Genomic DNA, 25,967 nt, shown 5'->3' with positions numbered 1-25,967 from the left:
ATTCATCCGGGGGCATCGCCTCCGGTTTGCTGCGCTGCACCTCCTCTCGATGTGTTCGACTGCGTCGAACGGCGCTGCGCGCCTACCCCCGGATGAATCCCTCCACTCAGCCTGCCGACGGGACCTGTGGATCAAGATCAAGAGCGTTGTCGAGCTAACGCTCTTCCTGTTTTTGGGGAGCCATGCGCGGGTTGGTCGACCGGGGAATGGAACCTGGCAGGGCGTAGGCCCTCCCGCGCATGGCTGTAATTTGATCGTTCCCACGCTCCGCGTGGGAATGCAGCCCGGGACGCTCCGCGTCCCAATCGAGCTGCCAGCGAATGCAGTCTGTCGCTGGCAGGTCGGTTTCTTCAGGGCGGCTCAGCTGTGTGTTGGGTAACGCTGCACTTCGACGTTATCCAGCACGCGATTCACCGCCAGCTCAGCCAGCATGATGATTTGCTGAATGGCCAGGATTGTCCGCCGCTGCGGGAGGTCGATGTGTGCGGCGATATCGCTGGTCATGAGGTTGGCCTGTGCCAGTGATTCGCAGGCGTGGACCAGCAGGCTTTCGCTGTCCTGATCGGGTGCGACCTGGAACATGGTGCTGGGTTTATGGAAGCGCAGGGTGGTGGCGTTGGGTTTCAGGTAGTGGTCGAGGGCGCGCTCGGCGGCTTCGTGGAGTTTTTTGGAATCTGGCGATTCGTAGGGCGATGCGTCGTTTGACTCGGGGGGATTGGGTGTTGGTTTTTTCATAGTGGAACTCCGAACGAAAAGTGGAGCTACCTGCTCGATCACCGCGACGCGATAGAGGGAGGCAGCTGTACGCGGGGTCGCGGACCGAGTCATTCGGCAAGCTCGGCATACCCGAAGGTATCCCGCGCACAGCCACCATCAAACCAAACGAAAAACACCTGAGTGTTTCGGTTTGGGCCGGCGATTATGCATCAAATTGAATGAACTGCTCGGGCCGCGACGCCCCATCGCTGAATTTGCAGCGACCCCCAAAGCCTATCCACCCCGTTTCACAGGGACAACCGACGCGCCTTGTCGGAATCGTCCCCGAAAAACACCTCGTCTGTAGGACGCAAGCATCAAAACAGATGCTGCTCCAGTCGCCTTGGCCCGTCGCCCGCCCTATCGAGTATCCAGCGCTGGATGTCAGGCAGTTTGCGCAGCTCGGCGAAGACCCTGGGGGAGTGTTGCGGCGTGCACAGCACGTGTACGTTGGGCCCGGCGTCGAGGGTGGCGCAGACGTCCAGGCCTTCCTGGCGCAACTGGCGGACCCGTTCCAGCACGGTCAGTGTCGCCGAGCGCCAATAGAAAACCGGTGGTTGCGACGTCATGGCGATCAGGTGCATTTCGATGGCTTCGCGTTCCACGGCATCGGCCAGCCGGGTGAAGTCGCGTTCGAGAATGGCGCGGCGCACTTGTTCCAGACGCTCAGGCAGCAGCTTCAGGCGGGTCGGGTAAAACTCGCTGCTGGTGGCGAGCAGATGACCCTGGCGGGAGCTGACGGTTTTGTGTCGTGCATCGACCACGGCGATCAGGTCATGCAGCGGCCAGTGGCGTGCCGGGGCGATCTGCTGGGCCGGCTCCGAGAGCAGACGCGCATTGCCGGGCCACTGCACGAAACCACCACAGACCGAGCGCGCCGCCGAGCCGGAGCCGGAGAGGCGCGCCAGATCGCTGAGGACGGGATGGCTCAGCGATTGCCCGCAATGCAGGGCAAACGCCGCCGCCAAGGCGCTGAAACCGGAGGCCGATGACGCGATTCCGGCTCCGGTCGGGAAACTGTTGGTGGTGGCGATGCGCAGCGGTTGCCAGTGATCGAAGTGTTCGCGCAAGGCCTGCAGGTGATGTTCGATCCCGGCTCGCAGGGTAGGGTCGGCCGGCACCAGTGCACCGCGTGCGGTTTTCCACAGAATTTCATCGGTTGCGCCATCGACCCGTGGGGCCAGCGTGCAGAGGCTGACGCAACGGCTGAGGGTCATGGAAAGCGAGGCGTTGTTGGGCAGTGTGTTCAGTGCGTCGCGCATGCCCCAGTACTTGATCAGTGCGATGTTGGCGGGGGAGGAGACGCTGGTGCGATTCATGGTCGGGTGATCTCGAGACCCGCCACCGCGAGAGGGGCGTCGAGTTGCCGGTAGCGCGCCAGTTCCAGCAGATTCGTTGCACCCATTACCAGCAGTGCGCCGGCCTGATCCCCGGTCAATGCTCCGGCGCCGCAGATCTTGGCTGCACCGCCAGCCTTTTCTACCGCGCGAATCAGTTGGGCGACGGCATCGGGGACGACGCCCAGGGCTTCAAGATCGGCTTCGTAATCGCGTATCACCGCGCGAACGGTTTCAGGCATCGGGCGTGTCTGGCGCAGCAAGGTACTGAAACGCTCAGTGTTGCGCCGCATGCTGGCCAGCAGCGGACTATCGGGGCCTTCGAGTCGATGGCGGGTGGCGGCAATGACCTGGCCGGTGCTCTCGAGGGCGGTGCCGGTGTTGAAGAGGCGCAGGGCGGCCGGCAGCAGCTCCGAGGTGATGACGGGTAGCGCGTGCACGTCGAGCTTGCCTTTTGCGTTGCGTCTGCCTTCGACGACCGATCCCAGCAGGCTGGTGTTGTGATCGATGCCCGATGGGTCGCCGTGCTGAAAACGTTCGATCGACAGGGCCAGGGGTTCCAGCGGGCAATCGTTTTCTGTCAGGCCGAACCATTGCATCAGTGCAGCCGAGAGAGAAACGGCAAGCGCACCCGAGCTGCCGAAACCGGCACCCGGCGGAATCTGCGATTGCACCCGCAAGGTAAAACCACGCCAGTGCTGCGGTGCGAGTCGCAGGAGGACTTCACCGATGGCGCATTTGACCAGGTGATCGTGGCCGGCGTTGGCCAGGGCGGCGAAGGTCTGTGCGCCTGGCGTGGCCTGATATCGCTTCAGGGCCATGCGCATGCGTGCGGTGTAGTCGATCAATTGCCTGGCTGAATACGTCTGTTGCAGCAACAGATCGGGCAATTGCAGTTCAATCTCGCCATCCTGTCGCGGCCTGATCCACACATTGCAGTAAAGCCCCACGGAACAGGCGATCACCGGGCATCCGTGCAGCGCCGCATGTTCGCCCATGAGGATGATTTTGCCGGGTGCTCTGGCGTGGATCATGGTCAGCGCCCGAGCCGCTGATGGGCCGATACCAGTTGATGCGAGGCCAGGGCGGCCATGATCGACAGTTCGCCGGCGAGTACCGTTGCGCCGAGAATTTCTGCCAGGCGCCGGGTGTCCTTGCCCGGTTTCTTGCTGCCCGGGATGATTCCCATCAAGGCCAGGGCTTCGCGTTGCGTACAAAGGGAGGTGCCGCCGCCGACGGTGCCCAGTGGCACGTCCGGCATCGTGACCGAGGCGTAGATGGCATCGTGTTCACAGGCTTCGAAGCAGGTGATGCCGATGGCACTTTCCGCTACTTGAGCGACGTCCTGACCGGTGGCGATGAAGAAGGCGGCGAGGATGTTGGCATGATGGGCATTGCAGCCGATGGCGCCGGCCATGGCCGAGCCCATGAGGTTTTTCCGGTACTGCAGCTCGCAAAGTGCCTGGGCATCGGTTTTGAGAATGTCGTGCAGTATGTCTTTGCTCAGACGGACTTCGGCGTGGATCCGCTGGCCGCGTCCGTTGATGAAGTTGACCATCGCCGGTTTCTTGTCCGTGCAGTAGTTGCCCGAAATGCCTAGGCACGAGACGCCGGTTGCGGGGGTGATCAACTCGCGGATGACCCGGTCACAGGCAATGCTGGCCATGTTCATGCCCATCGCGTCCTCGGTACGGAAACGAAAGCGCAGATAGATTGTGGTACCGACCACCGCAGGCTGAATGTCTCGCAGATGCAAGTGAGCGCTGCCCTGTTCGCAGGCCTGCCGGATCTGCTGGAGGTTGTCGCGGATCCAGGCCAGAAAAGTCTCGGTCTGCAGGATGCCCGTGGAGCGAAATACCGGTGCACGGGTGATGCCCACCTCTTCGACCCGAACCACTGCGCCGCCAGCTGCATGCAATGCCCGGCATCCACGGGAGGTACTGGCAATCAGCGCGCCTTCGGTGGTCGCCAGTGGGACATAGACCGGTTCCTGGGCCGTGATGGCCTGGCCCTTGACGAGCAAGGGGCCGGCGATGCCCAGCGGAATCTGGACGGAGCCGATGCGGTTCTCGCAATGGGCCGGCTGCGGTTCGCGGGTGTAATCGCCAATGCTGCGCAGCGAAGCTCCACTGATGTGTTGCAGGGCTTCACGGCGAATCAGGGCGGCTTCATTGTGATCAAGATCGGCGGGCAACTGGTGAAAGCGGGCCTGTCCCTTGGTCAGTGCTTCGATCCAGTGATTGCCAAAGCGCGTATCGGCCATGGGGGCTCCGTGATTCAACCGCTGCATGGGGTTGATGATCGGAGCAAACGGGAATAACCGCGCCTGTCAGAGTTGACAGTCTTTTATATCGATTGGCGATTGGCGCCCGCAAAAAAGGCGACACCCCATCGCAGGGTGTCGCCTTTTGTTTACCGCCGCTGAAGCTTATTCCGGCAGTTTGTACGCAATCACATAGTCACCCATCTTGGTGCCCAGCGAACCGTGACCGCCGACGACGAGCAGGACGTATTGCTTGCCGTCCTTGCCGGTGTAGGTCATCGGCGTGGCCTGGCCGCCCGCAGGCAGACGGGATTTCCACAGCTCTTTACCGGTGTTCACGTCATAGGCGCGCAGGTATTGGTCCAGCGTGCCGCTGAGGAAGCCGACGCCGCCGGCAGTGACGATCGAGCCGCCCATGCTTGGCACGCCCAGGGTGAAGCCGATCGGGATCGGTGAGCTGTCGCGGCTGGTGCCGTTCTTGCGTTTCCACACGACTTTGCCGGTGGTCAGGTCGATACCGGCGACGTAACCCCAGGCCGGGGCCTGGCACGGTACGCCGAAGGGCGACATGAACGGATGCATGATCACCGCATAAGGCGCGCCGGTGTTCGGTTGCACACCAGCGGTTTCGCTCTCGCGCTTGCTGCCGGCAGCGACTTTTTCGCGTGGCACCATTTTCGAGACGAAAGCCATGTAGTTCGGACTGGTGAACAGCATCTGGCGAACCGGGTCGACCGACACGCCGCCCCAGTTGAACACGCCGACGTTACCCGGATAGATCAGGCTGCCCTGTTCCGACGGAGGCGTGTACTGGCCTTCGTAGCGCAGTTCCTTGAACTGGATGCGGCACAGCATCTGGTCGAACGGGCTGGCGCCCCACATGGCTTTTTCGGTCAGTTCCGGGGCCAGCAGGTTCAGGTCCGAACGGGCCTGGGTCGGGGCGGTGTGGTCGCCTTTCACGGCGCCCTGTGGAACCGGGATTTCGCGGATCGGGATGATCGGCGTGCCGTCACGACGGTCGAGGACGTACAGGCTGCCCTGTTTGGTCGGGGCGATCAGCGCAGGCTTGATGCCGTCGGCGGTTTTCATGTCCAGCAGGGTTGGCTGGCTGCCGACGTCCATGTCCCACAGGTCGTGGTGGGTGAACTGGTAGTTCCAGCGCACCTTGCCGGTGGCCAGGTCCAGGGCGACGACACCGGCGCTGAATTTCTCGGCGCCCGGGGTACGGTCGGCGCCCCACTGGTCAGGGGTCTGGTTGCCCAGTGGCAGGTAAACCATGCCGAGTTTTTCATCGACGCTGGCCAGCGACCACATGTTGGCCGAGTTGCGGCTGTAGATCTGGCCCGGGGCCAAAGGCTCGGTGGCGTCCGGCTTGTCGCTGTCCCAGTTCCACACCAGGTGACCGTCGCGCACGTCGAAGGCGCGGATCACGCCCGATGGCTCGTTGGTCGATTCGTTGTCGGTGACGTGACCGCCCATGATCACCAGATCACGGGTGATCGCCGCTGGCGAGGTGGAGTAGTAGCCACCGGCGGTGAACGGGCCGATGCCCTGGGTCAGGTCGACTACGCCTTTGTTGCCGAAGCCTTCGCAGATCTTGCCGGTGTCGGCGTTCAATGCGATCAGGCGGGCATCGGCGGTCGGCAGGTACAGGCGACGCGGGCAGGCCTGGGCGACGGCCTTGCCGGCTTCGGAGATAACGGCGGAGGCAGCGTTTTCAGACTTGGCGTAAGCCGCTTCGTCGTAGTAAGACACGCCACGGCAGGTCATGTGGGCGAAGCCCTTGAAGCCGACCGGGCTCTTGATCTGCGGGTCGAAGCGCCACAGTTCCTTGCCGGTGTCCGGGTCCAGCGCCAGCACCTTGCTGTGGGCAGTGCAGGCGTACAGCATGCCGTTGGCTTTCAGCGGGGTGTTTTCGTTGGTCAGCTCTACCGGGTCATCGGCGGTCGGCAGGTCGCCGGTGCGGATGCGCCAGGCTTCCTGCAGCTTGCCGACGTTGGCCGGGGTGATCTGCTTCAGTGGCGAGTAGCGGTCACCGAACTCGGTGCGGCCATACGCCTGCCAGTCGCCGTCCGGCATTTGCGGTGCGGTGCTGGTGGTGTCGGCGGTTTCGCGACCCAGTTCGCCGAAGGTTTCGCCCGGATGGGTGAACAGGCTGGCCAGGGCGGTGACGCCGGCCAGAATCACGGCGACGGTCAGACCGCCGGTGCCCATCGGTGCAGGGCCGTTGAGCAACAGCGGGCGACGGAACCACGGCAGCAGCATCACGAAGCCGAGGACGAACCACAGGGCCAGACGCGGCACCAGTTGCCACCAGTCCAGACCGACTTCCCACAGCGCCCAGACGGTGCTGGCGAACAGCACGATGGCGTACAGGCCCAGTGCTGCGCGACGGCGCATCAGCAGCAGGATGCCGGTCAGCGTGATGCCGATACCGGCCAGCAGGTAGTACAGCGAGCCGCCGAGCGTGCTCAGCTTGATTCCCCCGGCCAGCATGGCCAGGCCCATCAGTAGAAGCAGAATGCCGAGCAGGCTCGGTAGCAGACGGCCTCGACCCGAAGCACTTTCGGTGCTCATAGTGTGGTTCTCCGTGACGTTTCAAGTAGTCCCGCGCTTTAGTCACTTTAGATGACGATCAGGCGCGGGCATGGTTCATTGCAAAATTGAAATCAGAACGACGACTGGATCTTGATCCCGCCGATCAGGGCGTCGTCGACCTTGTCCACACCGCCCGGATGGCGGATGTATTGCAGGTTCGGGCGAACGGTCAGCCAGTTCGTGACGTGCACGCCGTAATAGAGCTCGGCGCTGTATTCGGTGTCCTGCGGCGGCAGGTAGGACGGATCGTCGTAGTCGTAGACGGCGCGGGTCTGGTTGGTCGCTTCGGCGTTCTTGCGGTAGGCCGGGTTTACGTGGACACGGGCGAGGGCGAAACCGATGTCGTCTTTGGCGCGGGCGTCGAACAGGCCTTTGTAGACCAGTCCGGCCTGGACATAGTTGTCGACGGCGTTGGTTTTCTTGTCGTGCATCGTGCCGTTGGCGAACAGGCTCAAACCGCGGGAATTGTCGCTGGCGACGCTGGTGATCTGTTGCTGCACACCCAGCCACACACCATGCTTGCTCGAAGCGCTGCGATAGGCCTCGCCGCTCAGGGCCGCCGGCTGGCCGTTGCTGTCCTTATAGGCGTCGGTGGCCTTGGCGTTGCTGTAGTAGTAACCGGCACGGTATTCGCCCGGCAGGCCGTTGAGCTTTGGCGTCCACACCAGCTCGACTGGCAGGATGGCGCCCTGGGTGCCGCTGCCGCTGAGTTTGAAACCGTTGCCGCGATCGAGGTTCGACGGATTCTGCTCGTAGGCGCCGACCTGTGCGTACAGCTCCGGCGTCAGGTGATATTTGACCCGCAGCGCCCATTGGCTGACCGGCCAGTTGTACCAGATGCCGCCGACCCAGTTGCCGACCTGGGAGCCGCAGAACGCCAGGTTCTGGAAGTCGCACGGAAAGCTGTTGAAGTCTTCGCCTTCACCGAAGCGGCCGACCTTGATGTCGAGCTTCTGATCGAAGAATTTCTGCTGGTACCACATCTGCGTCAGGCGCGTGGTCTGGCCACGGCCCCAGACTTCCTGCGCCGAAGTGAAGCCACCGACACGGGGGTCGTTGATGCGATCGTTGCTGATGTTGTTGCCGCTGCGTTTGGTTACGGTCAACTGAAATTCGGCGTCGTTCCAGCCCAGCAGTTTTTGCAGGTTCAGATGGGTGCCCAGGCCCCATTGGTCGCTGTAGCGCGCGGTACGATCGTGGTCGTAGCCGCCGTGCAGGTTGCTGCCCATTTCGCCGGTGTAATCGAGTTTGAAGTCGATGCCTTTTTCCGAGAGTTCGCTGCGGGTGCCGTTCCAGTCACCGAGCATGTACGGTGATTCGCTGTCGAAGGCCGGAGCGGCCTGGGTGCAGGTGGCGAGGCCAAGGGCGGTGCAGCCGCCGATCAGGCGCAGGGTTGAGATAGCGCTGTCTCGGAAGAACGGAAAATCGGGCATTGAGTAGGTCTTTCTTGATCTTTTTGGGGGATGGCTGACCGCTACGATTTGACGCAGGGAGTGAAGCGATTCAGCAGAAGGGCGGCAGGATAATGTCCAGTTACAAAAACACAAAGTGCTTTTGCAGACATGAACCCTTTCGGATTCGGTAACAGTGCGGCAATCGATCACATTGCCGGTGTCGACGGAGCCTGCGATCTTGCGCGGTTCACCTACAGTTGAAGGAAGGCCTTCCACCGGCCCGGCCCCTCGGCTAAGGTGCGCGGCTTCTGCATTTTCACTTCGCTCAAAGGCCCGGCATGAACGAACACAATCCCGATCCGCTGCACGGCGTGACCCTCGAACAGATCCTCAATGCACTGGTGACCCACTACGAATGGTCGGGCCTGGCCGAACGCATCGACATCCGCTGCTTCAAGAGCGATCCGACCATCAAGTCGAGCCTGACCTTTTTGCGCAAGACGCCCTGGGCGCGGGAAAAGGTTGAACGCCTGTACGTGAAGCTGATGCGCACCAAGCGTCCGCTCTGAAATGAACGCGCTGTTGCGGCGACGCCTGATCACTTCGGCGGCGGTGCTGGGCTGGGCCGGGCTGGGGATTCAGCTGTACCTGATTTTCTTTGCGCGCCTGAGCGTCGGCGCCAGTTTGCTGGGCGGGCTGGTGAGTTTCTTCAGTTACTTCACCGTGATCACCAACACCCTGGTGGCGGTGGTGCTGACCTGCGCGGTGACGGATCGCGAATCCGCTGCTCGCCGCTGGTTTCTGCAACCCTGGGTCAGCAGCGGCATCGCGGTGAGCATTGCCGTGGTGGCCCTGGCGTACAGCATTCTGCTGCGGCACTTGTGGCATCCGCAGGGCTGGCAGTTCATTGCCGACGAATTGCTCCACGACGTGATGCCGCTGCTGTTCCTGGCGTATTGGTGGTTGTGCGTGCCCAAGGGCACCTTGCGCCTGAAGCATCTGCCGTTGTGGCTGATCTATCCGCTGGTGTACTTCGTTTATGCGCTGCTGCGCGGGCATTTGCTGGGGGCCTACGCCTATCCGTTCATTGACGTGGCGCTGCTGGGTTATCCACAGGTGTTCGTCAATGCCGGGGGGATTCTGGTAGGGTTTGTGCTGATTGCGTTGCTCTTCATCGGCCTTGACCGCGGGTTCACCCCTGAACGGCACAACTGAGCGAACCCTGTGGCGAGGGAGCTTGCTCCCGCTGGGCTGCGAAACGGGAGCAAGCTCCCTCGCCACCAATGTATGCAGTTACTCTTCTTCGGAGCCTGCGGCACGCCAGTAGCCGACGGCTTTGACGAACTGTTCGTCCAGCCCGTGCTCATCGAGCAGCACCCGGCGGATCTGCCGCGAGACTTTGGTTTCGGTCGCCACCCACGCATACAGATTGCCCTTGGGCACCTGCAATTGCTTCACGGTGGTCAGCAGGCTGTCCTTGTTGGCTCCACGCAGCACCCAGATCACGTTGACCTGCGCTGCGCTCTCAAGCGTTTGCTGTTCCTTGCCGTTTTCCACTTCGACCACCACCAGCGCCTTGCGATTGGCCGCCAGGCCTTCGAGTCGGCGGGCGATGGCGGGCAGGGCGGTTTCGTCGCCGATCAGCAGGTAGCTGTCGAATATGTCCGGCACGATCATCGAGCCACGCGGGCCGCCGATGTGCAGGAACTGCCCCGGTTTCACCTGTTCGGCCCAGGTCGATGCCGGGCCGTCGCCGTGGAGGACGAAATCGATGTCCAGTTCCAGCTTGTCGAGATCGTAGCGGCGTGGGGTGTAGTCACGCATTTCGGGCATCGGCACGTCGTTTTTGCCGGCACCAAGCACCAGGGTTTCCAGTGCCGCAGCCTGTTCGGCGTTCTGCGGGAACAGCAGCTTGACGTGATCGTCAGTGCCGAGGCTGATGAAGCCGGCCAGTTCCGGCCCGCCAAGGGTGATGCGACGCATGCGTGGGGTCAGGTCGACCACGCGCAACACTTCCAAGCGACGACGTTTGATTTCATGCATCACACGATGGATGCCTTGGGTCTGGGCCTCAGTCATTCGGCTTTCTCCGGGGCAGATTGAACGGCAGGGCCGTCGACGATGGCTTTGGCGGTGTCGTTGAGCAGATCGCGGACCCTCAGGATTTCTTCCGGGCTCCAGCGCCCGTGGTGCATTTGCAGGGCGTGGCGCAGGTTGTGCACCGCTTCATGGATTTCCGGCGGCCGGTCGTGGCCGCGCAACGAACGCTTGCTGACGTCGATACGCATGCGCACCCCGTCCAGTGCCACGGCCTGTTCGCCGAGGGACTGACGGCCGGCATCGGTGACCGCATAGCGTTTTTTGCCGCCCTCGGCATCGCCTGTGATCATTTCGCTCTCTTCGAGAAATGTCAGAGTCGGGTAGATCACACCTGGGCTGGGGCTGTAGGCGCCGTCGAACATGGTTTCGATCTGGCGGATCAGGTCGTAGCCGTGACACGGCTGCTCGGCAATCAATGCCAGCAACAGCAATTTCAGATCGCCGGGGGCGAATACCCGTGGACCGCGCCCGCCGCGTTCGCGGCCGTGGCGTTTTTCGAAGCCGTCACGGCTGTCGCCGTGGTCTCGGTGATGATGGGGATGATGGTCTCTCATTTCAGTCTTCTCTCGTCGTGTTTAGATACAACTTAAGATATATCTTTTGGCGTGAGCAAGGCCTTTTTTCCCGAGAGGGAATGGCAACTGACGAATGGTCGGGGAACCCGAGCGCAGTTTTTCAGGGATGTGGCGTCAACGATCCCGGTCATGCGGAAATAACCGTGAAGTTAAAGCTACCGCTCTATTAATAGTTGAGCTTATATTCTAAAAATACAAGAAAGTGCTGCTGGCCAGTATTGAAAGTGCTGTAACTTTTTTACTGAAAAACTGTATGTAGGTGAAGGCTGACAGTTGAATTTGGTTATTGTTTGTTTTTGATGTTTTTTCTTTCGAATTGCGAGGTTGTTGAACTACGCGCTCGTGGGAAGTTGCCTGCTTACTTCCGCTGAACAAGCGTCGATCATGCCCCGGCGTTGAACTTACATGTTTCAGGCCTTATCGGCCGGTATGGCATGAACTTCAATGTTCCGATTCATTAAAAAAGAAAACAGGTACTGATCGATGTTCAAGAAAACCGCAATCACCGCTTCTCTCGCCGCCCTGGCCCTGGGCTCCTCGGTGACCTTCGCCGCCGGTGAAGCGCGCCACTCCATCAGCCTCATCGCCCATGTGCCGACCAATGGTTTCTACGTGGTGCCGACCGATGCGGATCTGGTCAACAAGGACCAGGACATGAGCTATCAGCCGAGCACCGGCAAAATGCGTGAAGTCAATGGCTTCTTCGACGTGCGCAACAACAATGGTTCGGTTCACGCCAGCCTGGAAAGCGTTCCGCAACTGATTTACGGAAACGAAGTCATTCCGTTGGAAGTGGCCTTCAACAACAAGGTACTGACCCAGACTCCGCAAATGGTCGTAGGCGAGTCCGAGTCCGATGTGAACTACCGTGCGCCGCTGAAAATCAGCGCCAAGGGCACCACGTTCAACCCGGGTGATTACACCGGCACTGTCGCAATGACCTTCGACGCCGTACCTCCGGTCGCTGCGCGTTGATCCGGGCACCTGCGCTGACTGCCCGATAGCGTTTCCCGGCGGGACAACCACTCCCCGATTGTCCCGCCGGACTTCAATTCGTTCGAAATCAGAGTAAGAGTTCATGTTCCCGATGACACCCATCGCGGTCGCGCTTGCGCTGCTGTTTTGTGCTGGCGCAATGGCAGCCCCTGCTCCTGCGGGTACGACACCTCGCAGCCTGCTGGCGCAGGCCAAAGGTTTGCCGGCGGATTTCGAGGAGCATTTCTTCGACGTGCCCCTGGCGGTGCGGGTCGAGCTTGATCAGCAGCCGCTGGGCGAGGCCCTGGTGGTGCTGTCGCGCGATGATCGCATCACCCTGCTCGAATTCACCGATACCAGTGAAAACCGTTACGGTCCTGCCGAGCGGGAGAAATGGGCGGCTTATCTCAAGCCCGGCGTACCCTTGGGCGATTGCACCGGTACGTGCCCGAATGACGTGCTGGCGGTGCATTACAACCTGGAAAGCTCGCTGGTATCGATCCTCACCCGTCATGCCGAGCGCGATCTTGAAGCCAAGCGTTATCACGATCAGCCTCTGGAAGGCAGCAGCGGCCTGATGGTGCGCAACCAGCTCAATCTCAATGGTGGCCAGGATCAGGACCTGGGCGGGCGCTATGGCCTGGAGGCCAGCGGCAGTCTGGGCAACTGGAGCCAGACGTTCAACATGCAACTGGCGCGCATGGGCGGTCCCGACGACAAGCTGTACCACGCCGTGCACGAGCTTTACACCCAGCGCGAGCTGCAAGGCAGCTTCTTTCGCCTGGGCTATTTCACCCCCAATTCCGAAGGCCTGACCCGTCAGCCGCGTACGTTCGGCACCAGCCCCGACACGGCGGTCGGTGTGATGTACGGCAGCTCCGACAGCCTGGCCATCAACCATGCGATGCCCAGCGTCTACCCGATTTACGTCACTGCCAACCGTCAGGGTTCGGTGGAAATCTACCGCGACGGCTTGTTGATCAATACCCAGTCGGTGCCCGCCGGTTTGCAGACACTGGACACCCGGCCATTGCCCGGCGGCATCTATGAAGTGGAAGTCCGGCTGATCGAAGACGGCCAGATCACCTCCACCACCCAGGAGCTGGTCTACAAGCCGAACAACTGGCGCAACCTCGACGAGCGCTGGCGCTACAACCTGTTCGCCGGTGAAGAGAGCAAACTGCTCAGCAACTGGGATCAACAGGCCAGCGGCAGTCCCACGGCTGGAGCGTCGATCAACTACCTGGCGCATCCGCGGGTCATTCTCGGACTGTCGGCCCGTCAGATCCGGGAAAAGCTGCAATACGGCACGTCCATCGACTGGACCCTGGCCAATCATCTCAGCCTGTATGCCAACGTCTACCAGACCCGCGATTACGGCACTGGTCTGGACCTGCAAAGCCTTTACAACTATGGCAGCGGCAGTGTGATTCTCAGCCACAACCGCAGCTGGCTGGACACCACCAATCTCTATGACACCCTGCCGGACGGCACCCGTGTGCGCCAACGCAACGTGTTTGTCGGCCAGACCAGCAATTCATCGCTGGCGATCAACCATCGCGTCGATCAGCGCAACTCCCTCAATGCCCGGGTTTCTCACAGTGAAGGCAACGTCGAAGGCGTCGGTGTGGATCTGGGCTGGAACCGGCGCGCGGTACTGTTCGGCAACGATGCCAACTGGCGCCTGTCGCTGTTCGACCGGCCGGGCAGTTTCAGCAGCGGCAATGATCGCAGCCGGGGTGTTGATCTAAGCCTGAACCTGGCCGTCGGTGCACCGGGCCAGCAACTGACCGGCAGCATCGGTTCGCGCACCGACCGTGACGGCGGGCGCGACAACAATGCCTCGCTGGGCTGGCGCAAGGACTTCAAGGATCACGTGCTGCAGAACGTATCGGTCACCGCGCTGAGCGATACCTACGGCATGGGCCTGTCGAGCCTGGCCAACTTCCGCACCGATACGGTCAATGGCGACGGTTTCGTTCAGCGTTCGTCCTACAACAACAAGTTCACCGGCGGCCTGAACCTCGACAGCACGCTGGTGGTGGGCGGGCAGAAAATGCTGATGACCAGCGAATACGAGATGCGCGGCGCCGGCATGATCGTCGACGTCGAGTCGGACATCGACGGGATCGTCCTGCGGGCCGATGACCTCAGCGGTGGCGGCGCGGCATTGAAGCCGGGGCGCAATTTCATCCCGCTGACTGCGTACCAGAACAGCTCCGTGAGCTTCGATTTCGAGGGCAACCATGTGCCCGCCGCGACCATCGCCCCGGCCCGCACCCGCTACCACTTGAACAAGGGCGGCGTGGATTACCGGCACATCCGGGTGATGAAGACCCTCACTGTGCTCGGCCGTCTGGTGGATGCACAGGGCCGGCCGCTTCGAGGACATCACGTGATCAACCATGCCAGTCGCGGGGTCACGGAGGTCGACGGATTCTTCTCGATGGAAATGAACGCCGGCTCGCCGACGCTGGAAGTGCGTCGGGAAAACAGCCTGCTGTGTCAGTTCCGTCTCAACGAGAAGGATCATCGCAGCGAAAACAATGTGCTGATGATTGGTGACCTGCGCTGCACGCCGGACACCCTGGCCGATCTTGCATCCACCGAACAGAAGGCGGGTTGAGATCATGAAGGGATCTGCATACTGGTTGGGATGGCTGGCGGCGTTGTGCCTGCCGTCGGCTGAGGCAGTCAATCAGGAGATCCGCGCGCTGTTCCAGCCGGACTCCTCGCAGCCGAACAAGAATGTGTTCGTCAACAAGACGCCGAACAGTGGTTATTGCGCGAATTATCCCGGTCAATGTTTCGACAACAATATGTTCAGTATTCAGATACCCGTGCAGTTCTCGTCCACGCGAGCCCTGGTGCCTGGCGATGCCCTGGGTGTGAAGGCTCCCGCCAATTGGCGGCGACTGACGGTCACGAACCGGGATACACAGGAAGCCGAAACCGTTGAAGTGCGAATAGTCGGTATCGGGTCCAACTTTTTCCTGAGTGATTCGGCCGCCAATCTGACAGGGGTGACAAACATCCTCGAAGGGCATCAGAAACTCTGGACCAGCAGCAGTTGGGTCTACGCACCGTCGCCCTGCGAATACAGTGGTGTTGGCGCATATGGTCCTGCGAGCTACCTGTTTTTCTGGAAATCGCCTGTAGAGGCCGCCTGTTCCAAAGTGGCTGCGTACAGGATCCCGTCGATGTACTTCGATACGCTCAACTTCGCCTACGAACTGCGCACGCCGAATCCGTTGGGCATGTCGTCCGGGCTGTACACCGGTTCGTTGTCGTACTCCCTCGGCCCCGGCGGCGATTTCCAGATGGGGCCGATGATGGTCCCGGATGACAACAACCTGACCCTGGACTTCGTGCTGGATGTACAGCATGTGCTGAAGGTGGATATTCCGCCGGGCGGCGACAAGGTCGTGCTTGAGCCGCCGGGCGGCTGGCAGAGCTGGCTGGATCAGGGACGACACCCGGTGCGGCTGTTCCGCGATCAACTGTTCCATATCTCGGCTTCGTCGAGATTCACCATGAAGCTGGAATGTGAAGACCGGTTGAACAACGGCTGTGCAGTCTCTGATCACCAGCCTCCCTCCACCTATAAGGCCGAAGTCACAGTGTCCGTCAGCTTGCCCGACGGGATGACCGACAGCAGCGGACGTCCGGTCAGAAACCTGCCGGTGACCCATGTGCCGACCGGTGTGATCCACGTCGGCACCTATGTCGATCGCAAGCCGGGGACCCTGCACTTCAACATGAACGCACAACACACCAAATTTGTGATCGACAACTACGGGGATCGTCCTTTCAAAGGTAATTTCACCGTGATCTGGGATTCCGAAGTCTGACCTTCCTCTGCGAGCGGGAACAGGGATTGAACATGAACAAGCATTGGGTTGCCGGCACGTTACTGGCCGTGGCCGGGGCAATGAGTCACGGAGCGTGGGCGGCCCGTGAGGAGCGTACCTTCGAGGTATTCGTATCGGTTCCGAAGCGGCCGTTCTACATCGTCCCCACCGAGCCGAACTGGATTCACCGGCCACAACAACTGCCCTGGAATGTCGCGAACGCGACCATGGGCGGGCTGCGCAAACATTTCGATGTGCGGCATGACACCAGTGCCATCGAAGCTCGCCTCGACGGTGCGCCTTACCTGTCCAATGGCAGGTCTGGCGAAGACATCCCGTTGCGGGTCAGTTTCAACGGTGTCGAGTTGAGCCCTGACATCCAGCCCAGGGAAGTGGTGTCCCGTACCGACGCGGCCACAGGTAGTCGTGTGCTGCTTGAAATCCAGCCCGTGAAACCTCCCGGCGGTTACCGGCCGGGCGATTACGCCGGCAGCGTCATGCTGCTGTTCAACGCCAGAGCGCCCGGCGAATAGGGCCACGCGACAACCGACTGAATGACAAATGGATTGAAAACATGAAAAGGACAACAGCCTGGCTGGGGCTATTGATGTTATTGGCTCTGTCTTCGGCGGAGGCAGCGAATCAGGAAATCAGGGCGTTGTTTCAACCCGACCCTTCGCAACCGAACAAGAACTCGTTCGTCAACAAAACGCCGAACAGTGGGTACTGTGCAACCTATCCCGCCGAATGTGCGGCCGGCAACCGGTACAGTTTCCGGATACCGGTCCGGTTTGACTCGACACGCGCCATCAGCGGTGACCAGCAGGTGGGATTCAAGGCACCGGCCAACTGGCGTACGTTGACGGTGACCAATCAACAGACCCGGGAAAGCGAAACCGTCGAAGTGCGCATCAGCGGGATTGGTTCCCAGTACGTACTGAGCGAGCCGGCAGGCTATCTGATCGGATCGCCGGGTTATGACTTTGAAGGGCACACCAGGCTCTGGACATCCGGGCGCTGGGAATATCCGGGGTCTCCTTGCAACCCGGGCCCGAGCAGAGGTGATTACACACCGACCACCTATCGTTTTTTCTGGAATACCCCTTTGGGAGCGTGGTGCCAGAAGAGGCTGGATCCGCGTTATCGGATTTCGGCAATGTCCTTCAATACGGTCGACTTCGCCTATGAGTTGCGGATGCCCAATCCCTTGGCGATGTCGTCCGGGCTCTATACCGGTGCGCTGACTTACACCCTTGGTCCCGGTGGGGATTTCGAGATGGGACCGGGGATGGAACCCAATGACGGCAGCCTGACCCTGAACTTCGTACTGGATGTGCAGCACACACTGAAAGTCGAGTTGCCACCCGGCGGGAGCAAGATCGCGCTGGAGCCGAAAGGAGGTTGGCAGCAATGGATCGGCAGCGGTCGCCGGCCGACCGAAATCTTTCGCGACCAGCCGTTTTTCCTGTCTTCGTCATCGCGCTTCAAGGTGATGCTGCAATGCAGTTCTCTGGGCGGTTCGGACTGCAACATCGGCAACAACCAGGTGGGCTATTCCATGTTTCAGGTACGGCTCACGATGCCACCGGGCATTGTCGGCCCGGGAAATCACGACGGCTGGTCCAGCACGCTCATCCATAACCTGTGGATCGGGCCGTTCGAACCCAGCCGTTACATCGATCGCAAACAGGGAATGCTGCGCTTCCTGATTTCCCCCCGATACATGGATTTTCTCAGGCCCGGCATGAACGGCACGCTGACGGGCAACGCCACGATCATTTTCGATTCGGAAGTATGAGTGCCCGATACGCGGCCATTCCGTTTTTTCATGAGGTTGAAACGATGACACGTCTGTTTTTGCTATTGCTGTGCGCGGTGTTCTGGACAACGGCCAACGCCGGGCCGCAGATAAATGTCGGTACGGTGTACGACTATATGGACGGCGAAAAGAGTACCTACCTGAAGCGGGTATTCAACAGCGGCGACGCCACTGCATTCGTCAAGGTGAACGTGTTGGAAATCGTCTACGACGGCGAAGGTCAGCCCAAGGAAGTCCCGGTCATCAATGCCGCCGATGGTGCGTCGCGCAACGGTCTGATGGCCAGCCCGGCGCGGCTGATCATCCCGGCCCAAGGCATGCAGGGCACTCGGCTGCTGTATATGGGAGATCGTGATCGAGAGCGCTATTTCCGGGTGCGCTTCGTGCCGGTGGTGCCGGAGAAGGAAGACGACTTCGTGGTCTCCAGTGAAGAGCGTGAAGACTACAAGAAGACGCTGTCGGCCGGCGTTAATGTGATGACTGGATTTGGCACGGTGTTTTTCGTACGCCCGAAAGATGCCCGCTACGAAACTGTCCTCAATGACACCGGCAGTCGGTATGAAGTGCGCAACAACGGCAACACGGTAGTGGTGGTCGACGAGTTCAAGAGTTGCTCGCTGGACAAGGAAACCGATTGCGGTGCGACCGTCAAACACCATGTCATGGCTGGCCGTACGTTCGGTTTCGACAAGGAAAAAGGCCGCGAATACCGCTTCAAGCTTGTCGAAGGCGAGCGCAAACAGGATCTCAAGGTCGTCAGTCGCTGACACCCAGGAAACCATATGAACAAGCATTGTATGGCCGTCGTGCTGGCGGCAATCACCGCGTTGAACATCGGTACGGCATGGGCGGCAAGGGAAACACTCAACTTCGAGGTCACGCTGACGATCCCCAGCCAGTCGTTCTACATTCTGCCGTCGGAGCCCGACTGGATTCACCGTCCGCAGCCACTACTCTGGAACTACCCGGATTCAACACTTGGCGGCTTCAGCAAGAACTTCGATGTGCGGCATGACACCAGTGCCATCGAGGCACGTCTGGATAGTGCGCCGTACCTGTCGACAGGCAGGCCCGGTGAAACCATCGATCTGCGTGTGCGCTTCAACAACGTGGAACTGAGTGCCGATCCGGTTTTTCGTCAGGTGCTTACGAAGGCGGAGGCGGCATCCGGCAAGCGGGTGCCGTTGCAGATTGACCCGGTCAAACCGGTAGGCGGTTACAGGGCGGGAGACTACTTCGGCAACGTTCTGGTGCTGTTCAACGCCAGGGCCCCCGGAGCATAACGGCGACGGCCGTGATCGGTATCCGCCGACGGATAAGGGAAGGATCGCAGCCATCGCCATTCAGGAGAGCCGTCAGGGAGGCGGCTTCCTTATCGACGCAAAGGGAAGTGACATGATCAAGCAAGCGGTCATTGCCGTGTCCGTGGGCGTTTCGACTCCGATGGCCGGAGGCGTATTCGCGGCGCAGGAGAAACACATCTTTGAAGTCTCGGTGGATATTCCGGTCCTGGAGTTTTATGTGATACCCAGCGAATCGGACTGGATACACCGTCAGCAGACGCTGCCCTGGGACGTGAGGACATCCACCCTCGGAGGGTTGCGCAAGAACTTCGATGTGCGCACCGACAGCAGTGCCATCGAAGCCCGTCTCGAAAGCTTCGCCATTCTCTCCAGCGGCCAGGACTCGCGGGACGATATCAGCCTGCGTGTCATCTTCAACGGCGTCGAATTGAGCCACAACCCGGTACCACGCCAGGTCGTGTCCCGCGAGGAGGCGGTGGCGGGCAAGCGGGTGAGCCTTGAAATCGAACCCCGGGTGCACCCGGACGGGTACACGCCGGGAGACTACTACGGCAGCGTCAACATCATTTTCAATGTGGCGGCCCCGGCGGGTTGAAGGCTTGAAAAACAACAGACCGATTGCTGAGCAAGGAGCTGGTAATGGTTTCAGGGATGTGCAAACGCAACAGATTCAATCAGAAAAAATGGTGGTGCGGTGTATGCGGGGGGCTGTTGTCATCGGCGGCATTGGCAGTGACCCAGGAAATCCGGGCAGTCTACATTCCCGACCCGGCCAATCCGCAGACCAACACGTTCATTGACCAGACACCCCAGAGCGGTTATTGCAGGACTTACCCCAGCGATTGCAAGCCCATGTCCGGGGTCCGCTTGCCGCTGCGTTTCGCTTCGGTGCAGGCCATCGAACCGGGAGCGTCCGAGCGCAACGGTGCAATGTTCAAGATGCCGGCGCAATGGCGCAGTCTGGTAGTTACCAACGTGTTTACGGGTGAGTCGGCGACGGTAGAAATGCGTATTGGCGGTTTTGGCTCCCAGTACGTGTTGAGTGATCCTGCAACCGCTCTGACCGGCGAGACCGACGACCCACAGGCTCATCACAAGCTATGGGGCACCAGTTGGGGTGTTTCTCCGTTACCTTGCAGGCCGGGCGCGATGTCATCCCTGGGCCCGGATTTTTTCCAGTTCTTCTGGAAAGCACCAGTCGACGATCCTTGCGTCAAGAAGGCAGCCTTCGTGATTCCGTGGATGTCCTATGGCTATCTGGACGTCGGCTATGAGTTGCGCATGCCGGACCCGCTGAAGATGTCCGCCGGCCTGTACACGGGGCAGTTGACCTATGGCACGGGGCCGGGCATGGACATCGACAGCGGCGACAATCTGCTGCCGGACAACTCGGCCGTAACCTTCAGATTCGTACTGGATGTGCAGCATGTGCTCAAGGTCGACATTCCTCCCGGCGGCAACAAGATCGCGCTGGTGCCGCAAGGCGGCTGGCAGGCCTGGCTGCAACAGGGGCGCAAACCGGAGCGGCTGTTTCGCGACCAGACCTTCAACATTTCATCGTCGTCGCGATTCAAGATGTTTCTTGAATGTCAGTACGGCGGCGTGCAGTCCTGCGGGTTGCGGGATTCGGAGGGAGGCGCCACCGATGCACAAGTGTTCGTGAGTGTCAGCTTGCCCGACAGCATTACCGACAGTGCAGGTCAACCGGTGCGCCGTCGGTCGTTGACTTCCAACTCCAATGCCCCGGCGTTTCAGCCAGGACGGTTTCTTGATCGGGCGGCGGGGACGTTGCATTTCGAGATCCCCAGAGACTACGTCGAGCAAATGCTGCAGCCCGGCCAGGCCAGGCGTTATGCCGGCAATGTCACGGTGATCTGGGATTCGGAGGTCTGACTTCCTTCCAGAGGGCAACCGCACCGGTTGCCCTCTGGAGCTGCCAAGTGTCTCAGATCCCTGCGCGTTCCATGGCCTCGCGGGTCAGTTTTCGCTGCAACGCTTTCTCCTGATGGCCAATGTTTTCAAGTAACTCGACATAAGTTTTCTGGCTCATTTTTTCCGCAGTGAAAACGACGTCCTCCGGTATGGACAGGCGCTGCGCCAGATCCGCGACGGTTTGCCTGAGTCCGGGAGAGCGGCCGCCAGACTCGACCCAGCGTTCCTGGGCCGATTGCAAGTCGATCAACAGGTCGGCCTTTTCCTGGTGCGCACGGGTATTGGCTTCGATTTCTCCTGGCCAGGTTTCGCGCAGATAACGATCCCAGAAGGCCTGGTCGAGCATCTGGTCGGCCAGGCCGTCACCGGCTTCGGCGCCGAGTATCTTTTCGTATGCCGCATCGATCATTTCGTCACTGACCCCCGCTACGCGGCGAAACTTCATGGCTTCGGACTGCCAGGGCAGTTCAAGGCGTCTGGCCAGACCGGTTTCATAGGCCAGGTGGACTTCCACCTCGTCGGGTTCGCTCTGCCGGGCGGCGATATCGGCCCGGGCGATTTCGTTCACCTGGCTGAGCCGTGCAGCGCCTTTGGCCAGGGTCACCAGTGCGCGCTCGAGTTCCTCGGGAGAGCGGGAAAAGGTCCGTGCCTCCGACTCCAGTACGCGGACTCCCATGCTGTTGAACAACTGGGCGCCGGCATCTTCGCAACCCTCGGGGTCGGTCGACATCAGGAACAGTTCCTCACGCAGCCGGGTATCGATGTCCATGGCGTCGATCATGCGCCAGACACGGTCGGTCAACTGATCGAGCGCCGTCCCCCCCTGTTGGTAGTCCGCAGAGTAGGTCAGATCCTGCAGCACCTTGAAAAAACCATCCGAGCCAGGTTCGCTGGCCAGTTCGTGCCACGCCTCTGGTCGCAACGTGCCGATGCCAGGCGTTTCATCCGCCAGTTCGGTGTCAACAGAAACCGGCCATTGCTCCAGCAAGTCTTCGGCAATGGTCGCGTAGCTTTGCGAAGGGCGCAGGCCCACTGATCTTCGATATTGCTCGTAGGTGGCGCGTGCGCGCCTGGCAAGCCGGTCCAGATGCACACGGGTACGGGCGACCAGCCACGCTTCATTGGAGCCGGGTGTGACTTCGGGGATGTACCTGAGCGGATTGTTGCCCAGATCAAGAAAGAACCCTCGAGGGCGGGGAACATCGAACAGACCCAGCGGCCAGGCGTCGATCTGCGTATTGATCAGGCTCAGGATTCGCAACCTCGGCATGCGCCCGACCGACAGAGGCATGCTGACGGGATTGTTGTCCAGTCTCAGGATTTCCAGGCGTGTCAGCATGTTCAATTGCTGCGCATTGGTGGGTGTCAGTTGCAGCTGGTTGTTGCTCAGACGCAGGGTTTCCAGGCGCTGCATCTGGCTGATGCTGGCCGGCAGGGTCTTGAGACCGCAGTGTCTGGCGCTCAATTGACGCAGTTGAGGGAAGTCCTTCAACAACCCGTTGGCGGCCGAAGAGAATCCCTGGCCGTCCAGGTTCAGTGTCGTGACCTGATCGAGCCAGGGTTTGAGGCCGTCCGGCAACTGCCCCCACCAGTGTTGAAGGTCATGGGGCAGCATCTCTTTCGACAAATCCAGTGCATAGCCGCTTTCAAGGCTGGTGCTGCGCTCCTGGAACACCTCGGATCGGCGTTCGAAGCAGTCCAGCAAGCGGTCAGCGATGAAGCGCCCGCCTTTGTGCTGATAGTCATGATAGGCGCGGGGCAGGTTGGCGTCGGGACTGTCTGCATCCCAACTGCTCAGGAAGCTTTGTCTCCAGGTTTCCAGTTTTTCCTTTAACGTCTTGAGCTCACCTTCAAGCCGCGCGATTTTCCAGTGTGCATCCCCCGTGGAGTGCAATGAGCGGGTGAAAGTCGCCACTTCTGTTTCGCTGAAATGCGGGTAGAGATTCCTGACTTTCTCTTCCACGGTCAGCGGCGCCTTGAACAGCCTCGGGCCGCGCAACAACAATTCGGTTTCCAGCGGTACGAACGGGCGGATGGGAGGGTGCGCCAGCACGATCCGGCGCTCGGCTGGCGTCTCGGTCAACGCCATCACCCATTGCCTGAGCATTCTCCCTTGACCTGTGCGGTAGCCCAATGCGGTGCGCCTGGCCTCGGGGATGGCCGACAGAACCGCCTCATAGAAATCGCTGGCGTCCTGGACTCTGTTGTCAGCGTTGTCATGCACTTCATAACGGCCGTGTTCATTCCTGATCAGCCTGTGCACTGTGGCGGCATCCTCTCGGCCGGCGCTGCATCGCAACTGCCCCTCATGAGTGCCTTCGCGCACCTCGATGCGCAGGTTTTCGAAAACGTTGGTGTAAATCTTCAAGGTATTGAGGGCGAGCCGTTCGGTGTCGGGTGTCAACAACGCCGGATCCTGCATCCCCTCGTTGGCCCGAGTCGCCAGAACTTCGAATTCGATTTCGCGAGCCTGACTCTTCAGTCGCAGAGGAATTCGTTGCTGCTCGGTCATGATGCTGTGTTCGGCAGCCGTCGCCTCGCTGGCCACCGAGTCGGCAAGCCGTGCGGACAAGTGCGGGAACCGGCGCTGGATCAACTGGGCCAGCGTATCGACAGTGCGATTCTTGAAGCGGTAGTGATAATCGAAGATCTCGCTTTCACGGGTTTGCACGATATCGGCCAGGCGGTTGCGCAGGATTTGCGCCCGTCGGGCTTTCGGGTAGTTCCCGCCGAGCAGGGATTGCATGTCGGCGTCACCAAGAAAGTCCACCAGCCGTTCAGGGAGTTTGTTGTCCATTACCTCGGCAATGCCGATGGACAAAATCTGAGTGGAAGATGCGCCAGGGTTGCCGTATTGCCTGTAGGCACCGGTCAGATCGTTGTTTTGCCAGACCTTCAGGGCCTTGTCCGCAGGCCAGCCCGGCATGTCAGGGACTATCCGGTCGAACCAGTGCGATTCCGGATAGAGCGGTTGCCCGGTACGAATGAGCTCGCCGACGTTTTTGGTTTCCTGCCAGGTCTTGAAGCGGGTGAGCGTATCGTCCAGCAACGGCGGCGGCGGGCTGTTTTCCACATGCATCCGGCGCAGCGAGTCGAGCGGCGTGTCACTGATCCGGCGTATTCGTTCCAGTTCGGCGTCACTCAAGCCATCGACCGAGTGACCCATCCGGCGCATCAGGCGCGGACCTTCCCACTCATGGGGGGACTCGGCCTCGTGTGTCCAGGCCCCCCGACCGTTGTGTCGCAGTCGCGGTGAGTAAGCCTGCGGTCGGGAAGGGTGCTCGACACGATAGTGACCGCTATGGCGATCGAACCTGACCGCATAGTGTTTGCCCTCAAGTGGCAGAACGGTCTTGCCTGCATGTTGATGCAGGCCCAGAGCATCAGGTCTTGAACCATCCGGCAGTGTCAGTTGCGACTGCTCGTACGGCTTCAGATCCGGGTGCCACAAGCGCGTGCTGCCATCGAACGAACGCACCGTTTTCATGTTTTCAATCAAGGGAGACAGCTTCAGCAGCAACGGCCTGGCGATGACGTCGCCAATGGCGAAAGTCGCCAGTTGCAATACATCGTTGACCACCCCCACCACATGCTCGGCGGCTTCTTCCCAATGGGCCAGCGTCAGATCCACCACACCTTCGATGACCTCGTTGGTCAATTGCCAGGCGGTGTAGCCCAGCATCGCGAGGCCGACGACAGGCACGAAGGGCGCGGCTACCATCACCGCCACGTTCAGGATGTCCTGGGCAACCTTGAAGACATTTGCCCACCAGTCTGCGCGAGCGCTCTTGTCCGCGTCGGCGGTAGGCACGGCGATGTTGCGTGCATCGTTGAGGATCTTGTCGAGCTGCCGCTGATAGAGAGATTCCCACACTGGCCCGGTGAAGGCTGTCGCGCCATATTGCAAGTTGGGGTTGCTGATCGGTGTTTCGCGCCATGAGGGACGCGGGTCTCCATATTTGTGCTCAAACCATTTCACCTGCAGCAGGCGCTGTTTGAGGTCGGCGAAGAAGTGCCCGCGCTCATGGTGATCGACGAACTGACTGAAGAACTGCCAGTAATTGCCACCGGTGGAGCGCAGGATTTCGTTCCTCTGCAACTGGCGGGTCAGTTCCTCGAGAAAGGCCAGATGGGAGGCGTACTCCTTCAAAGGATGTTCGGGATCGTGGGGGACGTAGACGACGACGCGCGTGGAATGCAGCGGCTGAGCGGGATCGGGGCGCAGGATCAGGATGCCGGTCAGCTTCAGATCCATGATGTTCAGCTCGCAGGCCTGCATCGGCTGCTGACCGAGCTTGAGCGCCACGCGACCATCGAGCAAGACGCGGATCAGTTGAAAGCCCTCGCGGCTGATCTCCTTCCGTGCCAACGCCATGTGCGCGGCCGCCTGCAGCGTGGCCTTGTGACTCTGCACAATCAGTGACTGCACATAGCTGCGCGCCACCGGCTCGTTGTTCAACAGCATGTCCTGCAGGTGCGCTTGATAGAGCCTGCCGATATCCAGTTCCCGACAGAGTGTCTGGAACTGGGCAACAGTCATCAATCGATCCAGTGGTGAAATATCGTACTGATCGCTCACATGTTCTCTTCTGACGAGAAATGCGGAGTTCGGCGCATAAGTTTCGTTATAGGAAAAGTTGTTCAGTGCGGCTTCGAGCAATGACACTTTTCTTGTGGTTGATCCACTTAATGTTTCTATCACGTACCAGGGTGATCTGGCTTCGCAGTACAGCATCAGAAACGTATGCTCGATATCGACGTCGATGCCGGTTTTTTCCCGCAAACGGGCTTTCAGCAACGGTGCGGCAAACGAATGAATGTCTTTCAGTCGGTTCAGTGCCTTGTCGGCACTGTTACGGGCTGCCCAGGCGTTTTTATTGACCCGGGCCAGTTGCGGCGTCATCCACGGCTCACGGCGAGGTTTGATTTTTCTCAATGCTTCGCCGTGTTGCGGCTTCATCTCTATGAATACCGGATCGATCGCGATTTGATTAATTCGTAATGTTGCCCTTTGTATTCAGTTGTTGCAGTCATGGGTACAGCCTTGAATAAGTCAGGAAGAT

The 25,967-nt window shown here is 60.3% G+C and carries 20 protein-coding genes; 11 read left to right on the top strand and 9 right to left on the bottom strand.

Features of this window, described 5'->3' with window-relative positions; genetic code table 11:
- Positions 1-360 precede the first annotated feature (360 nt).
- From BBF94_RS09085 to BBF94_RS09060, 6 genes are all read right to left on the bottom strand, one after another.
- Positions 361-735, bottom strand: a complete 375-nt coding sequence (locus BBF94_RS09085) for a DUF6124 family protein (RefSeq protein WP_065258705.1) — start codon at positions 733-735, stop codon at positions 361-363.
- Positions 736-1,073: 338 nt separating this feature from the next.
- Entirely contained in the window at positions 1,074-2,075 is a 1,002-nt protein-coding gene (gene mvaD / locus BBF94_RS09080) for a diphosphomevalonate decarboxylase (RefSeq protein WP_065258704.1), read from the bottom strand.
- On the bottom strand, positions 2,072-3,127 hold the full coding sequence (locus tag BBF94_RS09075; protein ID WP_065258703.1) for a mevalonate kinase family protein: 1,056 nt from the start codon (positions 3,125-3,127) through the stop codon (positions 2,072-2,074). Before BBF94_RS09075 ends, mvaD begins: the two co-directional genes overlap by 4 nt.
- Positions 3,128-3,129: 2 nt before the next feature.
- Positions 3,130-4,356: a hydroxymethylglutaryl-CoA reductase gene (locus BBF94_RS09070; protein ID WP_065258702.1), complete on the bottom strand. Its 1,227-nt coding sequence runs from the start codon at positions 4,354-4,356 to the stop codon at positions 3,130-3,132.
- Between the two features lie 165 nt (positions 4,357-4,521).
- Positions 4,522-6,933 carry a glucose/quinate/shikimate family membrane-bound PQQ-dependent dehydrogenase gene (locus tag BBF94_RS09065; RefSeq protein WP_065258701.1) on the bottom strand — a complete coding sequence of 804 codons (2,412 nt, stop codon included), beginning with the start codon at positions 6,931-6,933 and terminating at the stop codon, positions 4,522-4,524.
- 92 nt (positions 6,934-7,025) lie between these two features.
- Positions 7,026-8,387: a carbohydrate porin gene (locus BBF94_RS09060; protein WP_065258700.1), complete on the bottom strand. Its 1,362-nt coding sequence runs from the start codon at positions 8,385-8,387 to the stop codon at positions 7,026-7,028.
- Positions 8,388-8,686: 299 nt separating this feature from the next.
- On the opposite strand from BBF94_RS09060, the gene BBF94_RS09055 reads away from it, so the two are divergent.
- A complete protein-coding gene (locus BBF94_RS09055; RefSeq protein ID WP_065258699.1) occupies positions 8,687-8,917 on the top strand; it encodes a VF530 family protein in 231 nt (76 codons plus the stop codon).
- Between the two features lies 1 nt (position 8,918).
- Positions 8,919-9,563: a Pr6Pr family membrane protein gene (locus BBF94_RS09050; protein WP_065258698.1), complete on the top strand. Its 645-nt coding sequence runs from the start codon at positions 8,919-8,921 to the stop codon at positions 9,561-9,563.
- Between the two features lie 78 nt (positions 9,564-9,641).
- Here the strand turns inward: BBF94_RS09050 and BBF94_RS09045 are convergent, their stop codons facing one another.
- Both BBF94_RS09045 and BBF94_RS09040 read right to left on the bottom strand, forming a co-directional pair.
- Positions 9,642-10,427, bottom strand: a complete 786-nt coding sequence (locus BBF94_RS09045) for a siderophore-interacting protein (protein WP_065258697.1) — start codon at positions 10,425-10,427, stop codon at positions 9,642-9,644.
- Positions 10,424-11,002 (bottom strand): PadR family transcriptional regulator, encoded by a 579-nt coding sequence (locus BBF94_RS09040; protein ID WP_065258696.1) that lies wholly within the window; start codon positions 11,000-11,002, stop codon positions 10,424-10,426. The genes BBF94_RS09045 and BBF94_RS09040 overlap by 4 nt, the downstream gene beginning before the upstream one ends.
- Before the next feature lie 504 nt (positions 11,003-11,506).
- On the opposite strand from BBF94_RS09040, the gene BBF94_RS09035 reads away from it, so the two are divergent.
- The 9 genes from BBF94_RS09035 (at position 11,507) to BBF94_RS08995 (ending at position 20,865) form a co-directional block, all read left to right on the top strand.
- Positions 11,507-11,998 carry a CS1 type fimbrial major subunit gene (locus BBF94_RS09035; RefSeq protein WP_065258695.1) on the top strand — a complete coding sequence of 164 codons (492 nt, stop codon included), beginning with the start codon at positions 11,507-11,509 and terminating at the stop codon, positions 11,996-11,998.
- A gap of 103 nt (positions 11,999-12,101) precedes the next feature.
- Complete coding sequence (locus BBF94_RS09030; protein ID WP_065258694.1) at positions 12,102-14,624, top strand: TcfC E-set like domain-containing protein; 2,523 nt, start codon at positions 12,102-12,104, stop codon at positions 14,622-14,624.
- Between the two features lie 4 nt (positions 14,625-14,628).
- Positions 14,629-15,849: a hypothetical protein gene (locus BBF94_RS09025; protein ID WP_065258693.1), complete on the top strand. Its 1,221-nt coding sequence runs from the start codon at positions 14,629-14,631 to the stop codon at positions 15,847-15,849.
- A gap of 32 nt (positions 15,850-15,881) precedes the next feature.
- The gene (locus BBF94_RS09020; protein WP_065258692.1) at positions 15,882-16,382 is read left to right on the top strand and encodes a CS1 type fimbrial major subunit; all 501 of its coding nucleotides are present in this window, start codon (positions 15,882-15,884) and stop codon (positions 16,380-16,382) included.
- Positions 16,383-16,423: 41 nt separating this feature from the next.
- Positions 16,424-17,647: a hypothetical protein gene (locus BBF94_RS09015; RefSeq protein ID WP_065258691.1), complete on the top strand. Its 1,224-nt coding sequence runs from the start codon at positions 16,424-16,426 to the stop codon at positions 17,645-17,647.
- A gap of 44 nt (positions 17,648-17,691) precedes the next feature.
- Positions 17,692-18,435 (top strand): pilus assembly protein, encoded by a 744-nt coding sequence (locus BBF94_RS09010; RefSeq protein WP_065258690.1) that lies wholly within the window; start codon positions 17,692-17,694, stop codon positions 18,433-18,435.
- Between the two features lie 15 nt (positions 18,436-18,450).
- The gene (locus tag BBF94_RS09005) at positions 18,451-18,951 is read left to right on the top strand and encodes a fimbrial assembly protein (protein ID WP_065258689.1); all 501 of its coding nucleotides are present in this window, start codon (positions 18,451-18,453) and stop codon (positions 18,949-18,951) included.
- A 112-nt stretch (positions 18,952-19,063) separates the two neighbouring features.
- Positions 19,064-19,567, top strand: coding sequence for a CS1 type fimbrial major subunit (locus tag BBF94_RS09000; protein ID WP_065258688.1), 504 nt, complete (start codon positions 19,064-19,066; stop codon positions 19,565-19,567).
- 44 nt (positions 19,568-19,611) lie between these two features.
- A complete protein-coding gene (locus tag BBF94_RS08995; protein WP_082302380.1) occupies positions 19,612-20,865 on the top strand; it encodes a hypothetical protein in 1,254 nt (417 codons plus the stop codon).
- A 52-nt stretch (positions 20,866-20,917) separates the two neighbouring features.
- On the opposite strand, the gene BBF94_RS08990 is transcribed toward BBF94_RS08995, so the two are convergent.
- Positions 20,918-25,864 (bottom strand): NEL-type E3 ubiquitin ligase domain-containing protein, encoded by a 4,947-nt coding sequence (locus BBF94_RS08990; RefSeq protein ID WP_225875042.1) that lies wholly within the window; start codon positions 25,862-25,864, stop codon positions 20,918-20,920.
- Positions 25,865-25,967 lie beyond the last annotated feature (103 nt).

The sequence above is a fragment of the Pseudomonas bananamidigenes genome (assembly GCF_001679645.1).
GTDB classification, from domain to species: Bacteria; Pseudomonadota; Gammaproteobacteria; order Pseudomonadales; family Pseudomonadaceae; genus Aquipseudomonas; species Aquipseudomonas bananamidigenes.
This window is presented reverse-complemented; position numbering and strand designations above follow the sequence as displayed.